Genomic DNA, 14519 nt, shown 5'->3' on the forward strand with positions numbered 1-14519 from the left:
CCCGCCTTTCTCGTGTCCTGCCTTGCTCCGACCGCCGCGCGGCTTTGTGCCTCGCGGCGGTCTTTTCTTTGCGCATCAAGGGGGGAGAGTCTTCCATGGTTGCAATCGCGTGGGGGTTTGATAAGTTTTGCTCTACGGCAATGGCCCCGACCCGATGCTTTTCGCGCTCTGATTTCGCGAAGATGCGCTGCCAGGGACGCCGCCCCCCAACGCCTTTCCTCGAAGCGGCGCCCACTTCGGGACGCTCCATCCAATCTTCACTTTCGGGAGAAACTACGCATGTCGATGTTCATTGGCGAAGCGCTCGCCGGCGATGGCAACGAAATCGCCCACATTGATCTCTTGATCGGTTCCAAGACCGGTCCCGTCGGCGCCGCGTTCGCCAGCGCACTGGCGACCCAAACCGCCGGTCACTCGAACCTGCTCGCCGTGCTCGAACCGAACCTGCTGGTCAAACCGGCGACGGTCACGATCACCAAGGTCACCATCAAGGGCGCCAAGCAAGCGACCCAGATGTTCGGTCCGGCTCAAGCCGCCGTCGCCAAAGCGGTCGCCGATGCGGTCGAAGCCGGCGTCATCCCGAAGGATCAGTGCGAAGACCTGGTCATCGTCTGCGGCGTCTTCATCCACTGGGAAGCGGCCGACGACAAGAAGATCTTCGACTACAACTACGAAGCGACCAAACAGGCGATCGTCAACGCGATGACCGCCAAGCCGACCATCGACGAAGTTCTGGCCGGCAAAGAAAAAGCGGCTCACCCGTTCCGCGGCTTCTAAGCTGCCGACGGCGCTTTCGCTCTTTCGATAACTTCCGAAAACCGTCCCCACCAGGGCGGTTTTCTTTTTTTCGCCCCAAGAGTTCCTCGCATGCCAACCGCTAAAATCCTGTTGCAGCTCGATCCCGACCCGCAAATCAGCACGTTTGACAGCGTCGTCGCCGTCGACTCCGGCGTCGATCAACTCTTTCGCCACGGCGCCGTCAGCGCTTCGCAGGTACGCGATCTCGTCTATGGACTGATCTTCACGCGTTCCCCAGCGGAGCTGAAGAACTCGGCGATCTTCATCGGCGGCAGCGACGTGACGAAGGCCGAAAGCCTGCTCAAAGCGGCGGTCGGCAGCTTCTTCGGTCCCATGCGAGTTTCGATTCTGTTTGATCCGAACGGCGCCAACACGACGGCGGCCGCTGCAGTTATCGCTGCTGGACGCCATCTGGAGTTGGCCGGCGCCGAAACGCTCGTTCTCGCCGGAACCGGACCTGTCGGGCAACGTGCGGCTCGTCTGCTGGCGAGACAAGGAGCGCGTGTCCGCATCGCTTCACGAAAACTCGACAAGGCGACTGCCGTTTGCGATGCGCTGCAAGAGGACGTTGGCGAGGGAACGTTCGTGCCGTATGCGGTAAGTGATGACGCTAGTCTGACGACCGCGCTGGATGGGGCGGCGGTTGTGATCGCAGCCGGCGCGGCGAACGTTCAACTGGCCAGCCAACAGACGCTCAGCCAGGCGAGCGATCTGAAGGTCATGATCGACCTGAACGCCGCTCCGCCTGTCGGCATCGAAGGGGTCGATCCGATGGACAAAGCGAAGGAGCGCGATGGGAGAATCTGCTACGGCGCGATCGGCGTCGGTGGAACCAAAATGAAGATCCACAAACAAGCGCTTGTCCGGATCTTTGAGCGGAACGACCTGGTTCTGAATGCGGAGGAGGCCTACGAGATCGGACTCGGCCTCGAGTAACCCTCGCCGGCATAACCGGCAAGACCGTTACCACCCTAACAGACCGTCGAAAAACGGGGCGACGGGAGGATCAGCGGTCAGCCGAGTGGGACGCAAATGCCGATGCTAGAGAGGAGTCGCACTCGGGGCGACGATTCTCATTGCTGTAAGGCCACGTTCCATGATTCGTACACTGCTGGCATCCCTGACGCTTTGCCTCGCTATGGCGGCGATTGGCCAGGCCGCTCCCCCTTCGTACCTGATTCTGACGCCGCAGAAGTCGAACGCGGCCCCGTACTATGGGCACTACTACCATGGGTACGGCTACTCGGTCAGCACGCCTGCCTACAGTTACGGATATTTCGGCGCGTGCTCAGCGCGCGACACGTGGACCGGGCATACCGGTTACCATCGAGAATACTTCGAGTGGCGCACCTACTAGCCGTCTCTCAACTGACGACTAGCGAGCGTAACCAATGAAGAAGCTGAAGACCTGCGTGCGGTCGCTGTCAGCCTTGTTAACCGGGAACGCAAAGTCGAGCGCGATTGGAGCCTGACCCAACGCCGGAACCGAAATGCGAAGACCGAAACCAGGCGCCACGTCGAATTCATCCCAGACCAGCTTCGTCGATTCTTGGACGGTACCGACGTCGGTGAAAATCACCCCTTTCAACATGTCGTCCGCCGTAATCGGGAAGAGGTATTCGACCGATCCCAGCACGCGGAACGGACCGCCGGTGTAAACGCCCCCTTCGACCGGACCGACGCCGCGGAAGTCGAAACCGCGCAGCGTCGAGTAACCGCCCGCAAAGTAGTTCTCGAAGATCGGCGTATTCGAGCCGGAGAAACCTGCACGAGCCGACAAGCCGAGCGTATGTCGCCCCGAACCGTCCGCACGTTCGCGCAGCAGGAAGTAGCGACGCATGTCGACTTCAGCACGCGGGAAGTTGTAATCGCCGAACGCTTGCTCGAAACTCATTTCGATCAAGTGACCTTCGGTTGGCGCGAACGGCTGATCGCGCGTGTCGTGCGTAATCGTCAACTGGCCGCTGAACAGGTCATGGCTGCCGAGCGCCGCGTTCAACGATGGCGAGGTGTTCAAACGGGGATCCGAGATGTCGACGTTTTCCATTCGGAGGTTGGCGCCGATCGATAAGTCCGGCGTCAAGCGGTAGCCAAGGCCGACTCGACCGCCGACGCGGTTTTCATTCCAGTCGCGATAAATGCGGTCGAAGTAGTAAGCGCTCAAGTTCATGCTGATGTTGGTGCGGAACAGATACGGCTCGGTGAAGGTCGCCATGTAGCGCTGCACCTGCGTACCGGGAAGAGCTTCCAAGCGGAACCCCTGCCCTGCCCCGCGGAACGCCCGTCCGTTCCAGACGTCATCCCAACTGGTCGGAACCGCCGCATAGTCGAAGTTGCGTTCGTCGACGACGATCGAGCCGGTCACGCCCGCGTCCGAGTTCACGCCGACGCCGAACTGGAACCGACCGGTTTGAGCTTCTTGCGCGTTGACCAAAATGTCGGCCGTTCGCCCCGGCAAAAACGGTTGGCGACTCGGATCGTAGACCGGATCGGGACCGACGATCGCATCCGGGCCAAGGGGCGGATTGTAGATCGGGGCGCCGCCGAAAGGACGGCCTAGCGGAGCGACCGAAGCCGGCGGCGGCAACGTTTGCTGTTGAACGTAACCGTTGGAGACCGCTTGATCGTAGGCGTTGGGATTGTAAGGAGCGCCGCCGACGACGGTCGACTGCGGATAGGCGGTAGCGGCCGGCGCGGTGGTTTGACCGGCGACCGGAGCTTGCGGCAGCGGCGGAGCGGTGTACTGCACCTGCTTGATCGGCTCGCCCGAAGCGGGCATTCCATTGCGGTATTGATTGTCATTGCCCGGCGACGATTGGCGATTGGCGCCATCGTCGGTCGCCAAAGCGGCGTCCTGAGCGCGAACGATCGGCGGCTTGCCCGCAGCGACGATCGATTGATCCGTAGTCGGCCCAGTCGAAAACGTTGACGGTATCGCCGCGACCTGCGCACCTGGAGTGGTGCAGCCGACCGCCGCAAAGACGGCGGTAAGCATCGTCAGGCTTGTGAGTTTCCAGCTATATCTCACGAAGGAATCCTTCTCGACCGGGGGGAGGTCGCCTATATCAATGTCGCAGGCTTCAAGGTTACCAAGGCGCAGCGGCAGGAGCCGAGTACCGAGACGGACGGAAGTCGGGTGGAGCGACCTGAGTTCCCATCTGAACAGCCGGAACTTGCGGCTGCTGATACTGACTCGGCTGTTGGTTGTACGTCGGCTGCTGGTACTGAACCGGTTGGCCATAGTACGCAGGCGGCGTCGCAGCTTCAGGACTTTGTCCTCGATAAGTCGGATCGGAAGCGTCACCCCGTTTGTCGGCGATGTCGCTGACTTCCGGCGGTTTCACCTGAATCGTCGGTTTGATTCCGCGATGCGGTTCGTTGACGAACAGCTGCGACGAGACCAGTCGTCGTTCGCTGTCGCGAATCTTGCGAATGTCGATGATGTCGCCCGGAACCAGGTCCAGGCGGTTCAGCACGACGTCGCGTTGCGTATGCGGATATTCGCCGTCGATCTTCACGTCGATGCGACCGACGCGATACTGCTCCCCTTCCCGAATGTCGTAGACCAGGTCAATCTGGCCCGGCTCTTCCAGGAAGCGAGGTTCGGCCTGTACGTCAGCGTGAATGTAACCTTGGGCTCCGTACAAGTCGGTCAGGGCCGCGAGGTCGGAGTTCATCTTCTTCTGATCGAAGAACTGCCCCTCGGTCAGCTTCACTTGCGTGGCGAGTTGCTCTTCGTTGAATTTGGTTTGTCCCACGAAGGCGACGTTGCGGACTTCATAGCGCATCCCTTCGTCGACGACGAAGGTGATGTTCACCCACAACCCCGACTCGGTGTACTCCATGATCCGATTGACCTGGGCTTGGAAGTAACCGAGACCGCGATAGTAAGACGTCAACGCTTCGACGTCCGCTTCGACCTGATCCATGTCGACTTTGCCGCGCACGTACCAGAGGAAACCGGGCTTCGATTTGACCTGGGTCTTCAGACGACCATCGGACGAAATCGAGTTGCCGACGAAGCTGGTCGAAAGGACTCGCGCCAGCGGTCCTTCATGAACCATGAACGCGACGCCGTTGGCGTCGGCGTCCAACCCTTCGACGATCGTCACCGAAGCCATCCCATGACCGCGCGTGCGGTAATATTCTTCCACGCGTCGTCGCGCGTCTTCGACAACAAAGCGATTGAGCGCGCCGCCAACTTCCAGTCCCGATTTTTTCAGCAGCGCTTTGTCGGTCGCCGACTCGTTGCCGATGAATTTCACGTATTGGATCGAGGGACGTTCGAACACTTGGAAAGTGACGACGACCCCTTGCGCCGACTGTTGCGTCAGAATCTTGACGTCTTTGAAAAGCCCGGACTCGGCCAACTTGCGTACGTCGGACTGAATCATTTCCGGATCGAACTCGCGATCGGCTCGCGAACGAATCATCGAGCGAATCTTCGCTTCTTGCGTGTGGTTGTTGCCGGTGATCCGCAAATCGACGATCTGCGGTCGCGTTGGAATCGCGCCCGGTTCGGCCGGGACCGGCGTCAACATCGCCGGATCGATGTTCGCAGGATCAAAACCTTGGGCGAGACTGGTTTCGCTACTCGCAACGAGGAGCGAAAGACCGCACCCGAAACCGAGTGCGAACGCAGCTATTTGGCGGCAATTTAGCACAATATCGTCCTTGAATTCTGGCCCGTCGCGCGATCCGTGCGCGGCGATAGGCGACTAGCCTATGTAAGCGGTTGGGTAGAGATACTGAATGAGCGACGCTACGGCAAGACGGATTCGGCCTTGTTTGCGCAACTGTCAGCAACGCGATACGTTACGCGAGGTCTGGCAAATCGGTTCAGATCGATTTACGCCGCCAGGTGCTAGCTGCTGGCGAACTCGGTCCAGACCCCAGCAATCCGCCGCTGGTGGGGCAAAAACGACGCTTTGTAGCTCATGTGGGGCGACTCGGCGATGTAGAAGCCGAGGTACAGATAGCGTCGGTCGGTCTCGCGACAGAATTCCCACTGTTTGAGAACCGAGTAAGTTCCCAGCGACAAATCGCTCTCGTTCGGGTCATAGCAGCAATAGACAGCTGATAGCGAGTCATCCCCTAAATCGGCGGTCGCCGCCGCCACGAGTCGCTCTTCCAGGTAGTAGCCGAACTCAACCGTCTCGCAACACGACTCGACCAGGAACTCGCCGTACTGATGAGCGTTAATCGCCGCCTGACCGTCGTCAGAAAGACCGCGTCCTTCTTTGTGCAGGTTGTAGATCCGCGCATGCTCCTCATCCGCGATCGGAGCGCCGACGACCGTCCTCAGTACGGCGTCCCCTTTTGCTAGCACGCGACGATGCCGCCGACGCGGCTCAAACTTCTTCACGTCCAACCGAATTGGTTCGCATGCCCGACAGGCGCGGCAGCAGACATGATAGAGATAGATGCCGGCACGACGCGCACCTTGCGAGAGGGCGAGATCGACATCAGCGCCAGACATCGCGGACAAGGGATAATAGAGGGGAAGCCGTGCGCGGCGTCCCGCCAAATAGGGACACTTTTCTTCGTGGTCCCAAACCTTGAATCCGAGGATCTGATCCATGCCGGCGCTCTTCGTTCGCCTTTGCCGATGCAGTCCGCTTTAAAACTCGCCCCCGCCGTTAAAGGCTGAGAAGTCGTCCGGCTCGCGCTCGAACGCGTTTTCAAAGCGGGTAAAGTCGCGGAGCCAAGTCAGCTGAACTTCGCCGACCGGACCGTTACGCTGTTTGGCGATAATGATCTCGGCCTTACCGGCGAACTGATCGCGCTCCTCTCCATGATGATAGTACTCTTCACGGTGTACGAACATCACAACGTCGGCGTCTTGTTCGATAGCGCCCGATTCGCGGAGGTGGCTGAGCTTCGGTCGGTTGTCCTTCGAAGCTTCCGCCTGGCGGTTCAGCTGGGCCAGACACAAGATCGGCACGTCCATTTCACGCGCCATCCCCTTCAAACGGCGGGCGATCTTCGCCACTTGTTCCTGACGGGGGTCATTGGAGTTATCGGGCTCGATCAGCTGCAAGTAGTCGATCACGATCATCCCCAGACGACCATGACGACGCTTGATGCGTCGGGCGCCGGCCGCGATCTGCGAAACCGTACGCGAGGGGGAGTCGTCGACGAATAGGGGCGATTCGGCGACCAGGGCCGACTTCTCGACCAGGCGGCGACGGTCGTCGGCCGAGATCGTTCCGTTACGCAGGCGGTGACCGTTCACCTTGGCGACCGAGCAGAGCAAACGATCGCAAAGTTCGATCGCCCCCATTTCGAGGCTGATGAACAGCACCGGCGTCTTGTCGTGGACGGCGACGTTTTCGGCGATGTTCATCGCGAACGCCGTTTTACCCATCGACGGACGAGCCGCGAGAATCAAAAGCTCTGAACCATGGAAGCCGCCGGTCATGCCGTCCAAATCGGTGTAGCCGGTCGCAACGCCGTCTTCCAGATGTTCGCCGCGAAGACGCGCGTCGATACGTTCCATCGACGCGGTGACGATGTCGCTCATGCTCGACATCGAGTTCGAACTACGGGTGTCCGTAATCGCGAAAATCTTTTCTTCCGCCCGGCTCACCAGGCGGTCCGACTTGTCGTTTTCCTCGTAGGCGTCGCGGAGGATGTCGGTCGCGGCGCCGATCAGATTGCGATTGATCGCTTTGGCGGCGACGATCTGGGCATAGTGCTCGGCGTGGGCGGCGTTCGGAACGCTGTTCAGCACGCGGGCCAGATAGGCGGCGCCTCCGATGAACTCGAAGTCGCCGTCCGCTTTCAGCTGCTCGGCCAACAGCGTCAGGTCGACCTTGCGACCGCTGTCGTGCAGACGAACCATATGTTCGTACAGCTTCTTGTTCGCCTCGTCGTAGAAGTCGTCAGGCCGGACGATCATCACCACTTCGTCGGCGCAGTCAGGGAGCAGGAAGATGCTGCCGAGCACCCCCATTTCCGCTTCCAGATTGCACGGCGGCTGCCGATCGAAGATCTCGCTCGTCGGCTGCTGTTCGCGGTCCGCCTTATCGACGCGTTTGAATTTCGTCTTCATGAGCACCTTCCCTGATTAGCGGTCGATCCGGCGCGGCCATTCGCCGCGGGATCAATCATACTTGGGCGATGTTGGGCGGCAATCGAGCGGCGACCTCAAGCCGCAAAGTCGCGCCGTAAGTCGAACCGCCGCAACGCGCCGCGGCGAAAATCGCGGCGTGAATAACCTGTCGAAAAAAAGAGCCGTCCTGTTGGGGACGGCTCTTGAGAATCGCTTTTGCGGATCGACGGATCGCGGACAATCGCCCCTGCGATGCAATTATTCGTCGCCGGTGACGGTCGGAACAACCCACACTTTGAGTTCCGATTCGATTTCGGCGTGCAGGTGAATCTTGACCGTGTAGAGACCGAGTTCCTTCAGCGGACCTTCCAGGCGAACCTGATCGGCGGTGATCGTGAAGTTCTGTTCCTTCAAAGCCGAGACGATGTCGGCCGGACCAACGCTGCCGTAGAGGTGGCCTTCGTCGTTGGCGTTGGCTTCGATCGTGACGCTCTGGCGGTTGAGCAGGTCGGCGATCGCGCGGAGACCGGCCAATCGCGACTTTTCGATTTCGAGCAGCTTAGCGCGGTGCTTTTCGACCATCCGCTTGTGGTGCGGGGTGGCGATCGTGGCCAGACCTTGCGGGATCAGGTAGTTGTTGGCGTAGCCCGGACGGACTTCAACGACGTCCCCTTGCTTGCCCAGGTGATCAACCGATTGGATCAGCAGCAATTCGATACCGCCGTGCTTCCCTTTGGGGAGACGCTTCCAAACACGTTCACTATGCTTTTCGGCACGAATGCTCGCCATGATCGAAATTCCTCTTGCGTTTCACTCTGCCCAGCGAACTGCGTTCGGGGCGTCTGTTCGGATAATGTAAGGTTGTTTGTTTGGATTAGAACGGGATGTCGTCCGACGAACCGCCGAACGAATCGTAGTCGTCGCCGCCGCCGTAGCCGCCGCCAAAATCGTCGCCGCCACCTTTGTTACCGCCGCCACGATTGGGCGCCGATTGCGGTTGACGACGTTGACCGCCGCCACCACCGCTGGACGGGCCTCCTTGACCAGGGCCGCGAGCGCTGAGCATCTGCATCTTTTCGCCGACGACGCGAAGCTTCGATCGCTTCTGTCCGTCGGTTTCCCAGGTATCGAGCTTCAAGCGACCTTCGACCAACACCGGCGAGCCTTTGCTCAGGTATTCGCTGGCGATCTCCGCCGTCCGGCCCCAGAGCGTCACGTCGACGAAAGTCGTTTCGTCGACCCATTCGCCCGAGGCGGTCTTGCGGCGATCGTTCACAGCCAGCCCGATCTCGGCGACCGCCGAACCGCTTTGGATATAGCGGACTTCGACGTCGCGGGTCAGGTTGCCGACCAGAATCACCCGGTTAAAACTCGCCATGTGTCGATCTCCACTGTGCTTTGTCGGTTCCAGCGTCACCTAAGTAGTGAACGCTTGTTAACCAACAGCCTACCAAATCGGCGCGCCTCGTGCGACTTGCCGTCCCGCAAAATTGCGACTTAGTCGATGTCGGCCGTGGCCGCTTCTTCTTCGTCGGCGGTCGAATCTTCGTCGCTCGGAGCAGCTTCCACCGCGCCGGTCGCGTGGGCGATCAACATGTCGATAATTCGCGGATCGTGCTTCACGAACATGAAGCGGACGAAGTTATCGTTGATGTTGCACTGGTAGGTCAGTTCGGTCAGCTTGGTGCTTTCCAGGCTGAAGTAGGTCAACCAGTAGGTCCCTTTGCGGTGCCCGTTGATCGGGTAAGCCAGGCGTTGTTCGACCCACATGCGGCTCACCAAGAGTTCGCCGCCGAGCTTTTCGACGTATTCCTGAATCTGACCAGCGACGCCGCCCGGATCGCGAGCGTATCGGTTGGAATCCAGGATAAACAGCCCTTCATAAACGTTGGCCGCCAATGTCGATCTCCTAAACGTGATTTGAGTTGTTGCTAACCGAAGTCGGCGTTAGTTGTATTGGTTCATGCAGTACTTGAGGTCGTGAGCGATCCAATCCGCTATGGCCCGCGTCGCGCGGTCTAACGTAAAGTCGATCTCGGCCCGCTCTTGGGGAGCAAACTTCCCCAGGACGAAACTGGATACGTCCCGTCCTTGGGGCAACGGCCCAATTCCGATTCGTAACCGGGGAACTTCGTCCGTCCCCAATTTGCGAAGGATGTCCGACAGCCCTTTCTGGCCGCCCGAGGAGCCTCCGCTGCGAAACCTCAGCGTGCCGATCGGCAAATTGAAGTCATCGCAAACGACCAGCACCGACTCGCAGGGCACTTTGAAAAAATCCAAGGCGGCCCGGACGCTTGTCCCGCTGTTGTTCATAAAGGTGTGAGGATAAAGAAGAATCGTCTTCTCTCCCCCCACGCCAAGTTCGATCACGTTGCCGTTGAACTTGGCTTTTGGCGTTACTCCGGAATTGGCGGCGATCCGATCGAGCGCCTCAAATCCGACGTTGTGCCTTGTTTTTTCGTATTTGGGCCCGGGATTTCCCAGCCCCACTACCAATTTCATGCCACGCCCAGACTTGGCTTTTCAGCCAGCTTAGCGGTAAAAGTCGATGTGTTGGACTTCGAGGCCGTAGGTGTCCCACTGGATGTCGCGCATCACCACGTTGCCGGTAATGTCGCCAGCCAGCTCGATGTTCTTCGCCTTGTGGCGAACAACCGCGGCGAACTCTTCGGCACAAACTTCCAGCGAAATCGACTCTTGCCCGTTGCCGTACAGCACAGCCGGGATTTTGCCAGCGTTACGCAGGCGACGGTTGTTAAGCTTGCCCGTCAGCTCACGCTTTTTAACGTTCAGCACTTCGGCCATCGGAACCCTCGAAACTCGATTGTCTTCTATGGATATTCCGCCGCATTTTACAGCTTCGGCGGAGTCAGGAGCTTCTCTTGCGACTCTTGGGAGAATCGGAAACACGTTATTTTGCCAGATGTTTTGGGGTTTACAAGCCCAAACAAGCGGCTGGGGTGGGAAAACGCAATCGGTTTTCATTTTCTCCGCAGCAGCAGCTAAGTGTTTACGCAGTCTGGCGATAGGGCCGGCCAAGCCGATTTCCCCCTTCTTTTTATAAAACTTTACCCCTGCGTCGCTCGTCATTTGCCAGAGACGGCAAGCGTGGATAGGCTAGATAATTAACGCCGTATCAATGCACCATATTGAGGGGAATTTGTGACCGCACGCGGCCGAGCAGGCTTTACGCTGGTCGAGCTTTTGGTCGTGATCGCGATCATTGCGATCCTGATTGCGCTTCTCCTCCCCGCCGTCCAGATGGCACGCGAAGCGGCTCGCCGGATGCAGTGCACCAATCAGCTGAAGCAAATCGGCCTCGGCTGGCACAATCACCACGATACGTTTCGCTTTCTCCCGACCGGCGGCTATACCGCCAACGTCCATCCGACCTTTACCAGCGGTCGACCGGAGGCGGGAGAGCGCCAGGCAGCCGGCTGGGCGTTTCAGATCCTTCCTTATCTCGAACAGCAGGCGATTCACGAAGGGGCAGGGGGGACGACCACTCTGGAGCAGTCTTCCAACGCCATCGCCGGGGTCATTCCGGGCTATTATTGCCCATCACGACGTTCCGCCTACGCCAAAGGGGAAACAAACGACTGGTTTTGCCGCGTTGACGCCACTGGCGCCTACTTGCCGCGATCGTTCGCCAAACAAAAGCATGGTCAGATCGATTACGCCGCCTCCAACGCCAATGGAACCGGCGTCCTCGCACGCAACTGGTCAGGCACATTCACTTGCTCTTCGTCGCTGACCCCCAGCATCAAGAAGTCGCTACTGCGAATGGCGGACGCGACTGACGGCACTTCCAACACGCTGGTTGCGGCGGAAAAGAAGGTCAATCGCTCGATCATCGATAGCTTGACCGACCGCGAGCAAGGAGACAGCGCCGGCTATGTTTCTGGCTGGGACGGTGCCAGTTCGTCTCTCACCTTCGACACCGTCCGCTCGACGACGCTCGATCCGCAGCCGGACAAAATCAACACCGACGGCCAACAACGCTTCGGCTCGTCCCATCCCGGCGGCTTCACTTCCCTCTTGCTGGACGGCAGCGTCCGCTTCATTCCTTTCACGGTCGATCTGACCGTCTTCTCCAATCTCGGCAACCGCAGCGACGGCAACCCGGTTACGCTCGACTAAATCGAACGCCAAAAACTAGCCCGAGGCGCGAGCCGAGGGAATTCGGTGGGAAGCGACGTTCAGGAACGCCTTCGGCTCCGCGTGCGAATCTCCGGTCGGCGTTTCTCTGCGAATCCAAGCTCTTTCCCTCGGCTCGCGCCTCGGGCTACGATTTCATTCTCACACGCGCGCAAAAAAAGAGCGCCGTCCAAAATGGACGACGCTCCGAATCGCATTGAACTTTGCTTGACTGGACTCGGCGTTACTCACGCATACGCCCACCACGTCTTCGGCCCCCTCCGGGACCTCCCTCCATCATTTCGGGAGACTCGGCGCCGTAACCGTACGGATCGTCAGTGCCGGACGACGACGTTTTCTTGACTTCCGGCGGAGTGAAGTCGAACAGCGAGAAGTCGGTTCGATCCTTCAACTCCTTATGAATCTTGATGTTCCCCTTGGAATCCATCACCAGGATTTCGCCGGGGCTCACCAAACCTTCGTTGACGGCGGGATCACGATATCGACCAGGCAGCCCGTCGCCCCCTCGGATATCGAGCACCACCGCATTGGTATTCATTTGGTAGTCTTCCTTCTTGTCAAACATCAGCGTGCCGGGATTCAGCACCCACATGTCGTCCTCGTCGTTGACCGAGTCGCCTCGTTCGAGCGTGATCTTCTTCGAGGCCAAGGTTCCTTCGGCTTCGTCCCAGGTCACGCCCAGCACGGTCGCCTTCGACTCGCGAGTCGCCATCAGTTGATTGCTTTGCGAGCGAGTGTCACGACCAGCGGCCACGCTGCCGGCGATCACCGACGAATCGATGATCGTCTTCACAACCGGGCTCGGGGCCGAGTACTCGGTTTCGAGACGCGAAGCTTTGCTCAACTTGACCGGATCTTTGCCCGCTTCGGCCTTCTTCAGCGCGACGCGTTCTAGCGTTTCGCGACTCAAGGTCATCGCGGCCGGAGCCAAACCGGGTCCGCCCGACATGCCAGGCTGGCCCCCTTGAGCCGCTCCCATCGGGATCGCCGGGTTATTCGGATCTTCGAGCCAGAGGTTGACTTGGTACTGGTACTGGGTGTTCGGCTTCACGGTGGTGTCGTAGAAACGGAACATCTTCTCTTTCGAGTAGCCGGCGCCGCTCATGCCGCCACCGCTGCTCATACCCCCTTCGTACATCATTCCGCCGCCAGGCATTCCGCCGGCCATGGCGCCGCGACCGCCGCGGCCTGGACGACCACCGGTCATCATGCCGCTTCCGCCGGGACCGCCGTAACCTTCCATACCGGGGTAACCGCCCATCATGCCCGGGTAACTGCCCCCTTCGCCGGCCATTCCCGGCATGCCTGGCATTCCGCTACCTTGCGTGCCGCCAAATCCGGGGAAGAAGTTCGAGTCAGCGTTAAACTCCGGCAGCTTCTGCTCAGGCGCTCCGTCCGGCGAAGTCATTCCGCTGGGATAGCCGCCCATGCCGGGATAACCTTCGCCGAGCATTCCGCCCTGCATCATCGCCGGAGTCCACTTCGGCACTTCCGAATGCCGAGCGTAGTCGGCCGGATCGACCAACAGCATCGGGGCGATCGGGAAGGTGAGGAGCGGATGCGTGTATTCCGGGGGAACCACTTCTTCCGGTCGGAAGGCCCATTTCATCGCATCGGCGAACGCCATCTGCGGGACGAGGTCTTTGTATTGGCTCCAAGTGCCGTCCGGCAGCATCTCGCGACGACGGACGCCGAAACCGATGTATTTCGGCACGTCGCGCTGCGGATCGTAGCCGGCGGCGTCCAACAGAGCCGCATCGAATTCATCCCATTGCTTTTCGAGCGGGATCAATGCGGTCAGCACCACAAAGTTTTTCCATTCGATCCGCGTTCCAGCGGTCGCGCGAGCGGGGCCGAATCGCTTCTGCTGCTCCGGAGACATTACCGGAGGCATATCTTTCTGTTGGGGTCCGCCCGGGCCGCCATAACCGGCGGGACCGTAGCCTCCCTCCATCATGCCGCCGCCGTAAGGGGCGCCATAGCCGCCGCTTTCCATCATGGCAGGACCGCCGGGACCGCCAGATAATGCGTTCATCCGTTTGTCGTCATAGACGAACGGAGCGGCGCCGGCCATCGCCTCCAGCTTTTCGAGCGTCAGGATCTTGGGGTCGGTTCGCTTTTGAATCGACTGATACATCGGCGGGCCGAACTCGGCCATCGCGGCGTAATTGCTGATGTTGATCGGGTTCTGCGCCAGCTCAGCTCGCTGTTCGTAAACCGGATCGGTCCAGCGTTTCTTCTCGACCGGAGTCCACTCCGAATTGTTGATGTTCGCGTTGGCGCTGTCAGCCGCTTGCTTGACCTGATCCGGCGTCACGGTGATCCCTTCACGCTGAGCGCCGAAGTAGATAAACGTCACGACCAGCAACACCGCGACGGCGAAGACGATCTTTTCAACGTGCAAGATCAACTTCGATTTCATGCCGCCGTTTTGCAAATCTAGCTTTTGCATGTCGTAGTTCCCTCACCTTTATGGGAAGCTGCTTCCCGCATGTTCCGTAATATTCGC

Annotated in this window: 14 protein-coding genes; 4 read left to right on the forward strand and 10 right to left on the reverse strand. The window is 59.6% G+C overall.

All coding sequences use genetic code 11. The annotated features are described in order from the left end of the window. Positions 1 to 279 precede the first annotated feature (279 nt). The 3 genes from fae (at position 280) to LOC68_RS11865 (ending at position 2155) form a co-directional block, all read left to right on the forward strand. Positions 280 to 777, forward strand: a complete 498-nt coding sequence (gene fae / locus LOC68_RS11855) for a formaldehyde-activating enzyme (protein WP_230218729.1) — start codon at positions 280 to 282, stop codon at positions 775 to 777. Positions 778 to 867: 90 nt separating this feature from the next. Continuing rightward, on the forward strand, positions 868 to 1734 hold the full coding sequence (locus LOC68_RS11860; protein ID WP_230218730.1) for an NADP-dependent methylenetetrahydromethanopterin/methylenetetrahydrofolate dehydrogenase: 867 nt from the start codon (positions 868 to 870) through the stop codon (positions 1732 to 1734). 160 nt (positions 1735 to 1894) lie between these two features. Beyond that, positions 1895 to 2155 (forward strand): hypothetical protein, encoded by a 261-nt coding sequence (locus tag LOC68_RS11865; protein WP_230218732.1) that lies wholly within the window; start codon positions 1895 to 1897, stop codon positions 2153 to 2155. A gap of 18 nt (positions 2156 to 2173) precedes the next feature. On the opposite strand, the gene LOC68_RS11870 is transcribed toward LOC68_RS11865, so the two are convergent. The 9 genes from LOC68_RS11870 to LOC68_RS11910 form a co-directional block, all read right to left on the reverse strand. Next, positions 2174 to 3826, reverse strand: coding sequence for a BamA/OMP85 family outer membrane protein (locus tag LOC68_RS11870; protein ID WP_230218739.1), 1653 nt, complete (start codon positions 3824 to 3826; stop codon positions 2174 to 2176). Positions 3827 to 3884: 58 nt separating this feature from the next. Continuing rightward, a complete protein-coding gene (locus LOC68_RS11875) occupies positions 3885 to 5339 on the reverse strand; it encodes a BamA/OMP85 family outer membrane protein (protein ID WP_230218741.1) in 1455 nt (484 codons plus the stop codon). Positions 5340 to 5662: 323 nt separating this feature from the next. After that, complete coding sequence (locus LOC68_RS11880) at positions 5663 to 6379, reverse strand: arginyltransferase (RefSeq protein ID WP_230218743.1); 717 nt, start codon at positions 6377 to 6379, stop codon at positions 5663 to 5665. Positions 6380 to 6418: 39 nt separating this feature from the next. Then, a complete protein-coding gene (gene dnaB, locus LOC68_RS11885) occupies positions 6419 to 7852 on the reverse strand; it encodes a replicative DNA helicase (protein ID WP_230218745.1) in 1434 nt (477 codons plus the stop codon). A 258-nt stretch (positions 7853 to 8110) separates the two neighbouring features. Next, positions 8111 to 8641, reverse strand: coding sequence for a 50S ribosomal protein L9 (gene rplI, locus LOC68_RS11890; RefSeq protein WP_230218747.1), 531 nt, complete (start codon positions 8639 to 8641; stop codon positions 8111 to 8113). 85 nt (positions 8642 to 8726) lie between these two features. After that, the gene (gene ssb, locus LOC68_RS11895) at positions 8727 to 9230 is read right to left on the reverse strand and encodes a single-stranded DNA-binding protein (RefSeq protein ID WP_230218752.1); all 504 of its coding nucleotides are present in this window, start codon (positions 9228 to 9230) and stop codon (positions 8727 to 8729) included. 119 nt (positions 9231 to 9349) lie between these two features. Continuing rightward, complete coding sequence (gene rpsF, locus LOC68_RS11900) at positions 9350 to 9751, reverse strand: 30S ribosomal protein S6 (protein ID WP_230218753.1); 402 nt, start codon at positions 9749 to 9751, stop codon at positions 9350 to 9352. A 48-nt stretch (positions 9752 to 9799) separates the two neighbouring features. After that, entirely contained in the window at positions 9800 to 10354 is a 555-nt protein-coding gene (gene pth, locus LOC68_RS11905) for an aminoacyl-tRNA hydrolase (RefSeq protein WP_230218760.1), read from the reverse strand. Positions 10355 to 10384: 30 nt separating this feature from the next. Next, positions 10385 to 10657, reverse strand: a complete 273-nt coding sequence (locus LOC68_RS11910) for a hypothetical protein (RefSeq protein WP_230218762.1) — start codon at positions 10655 to 10657, stop codon at positions 10385 to 10387. Between the two features lie 357 nt (positions 10658 to 11014). Between LOC68_RS11910 and LOC68_RS11915 the strand changes: the two genes are divergently transcribed. Further along, positions 11015 to 11992: a DUF1559 domain-containing protein gene (locus LOC68_RS11915; RefSeq protein WP_230218766.1), complete on the forward strand. Its 978-nt coding sequence runs from the start codon at positions 11015 to 11017 to the stop codon at positions 11990 to 11992. Positions 11993 to 12233: 241 nt separating this feature from the next. On the opposite strand, the gene LOC68_RS11920 is transcribed toward LOC68_RS11915, so the two are convergent. Beyond that, positions 12234 to 14462, reverse strand: coding sequence for a hypothetical protein (locus tag LOC68_RS11920; protein ID WP_230218767.1), 2229 nt, complete (start codon positions 14460 to 14462; stop codon positions 12234 to 12236). Between the last annotated feature and the right edge of the window lie 57 nt (positions 14463 to 14519).

Origin of the sequence: Blastopirellula sediminis, assembly GCF_020966755.1 — a bacterium.
Lineage (GTDB): Bacteria > Planctomycetota > Planctomycetia > Pirellulales > Pirellulaceae > Blastopirellula > Blastopirellula sediminis.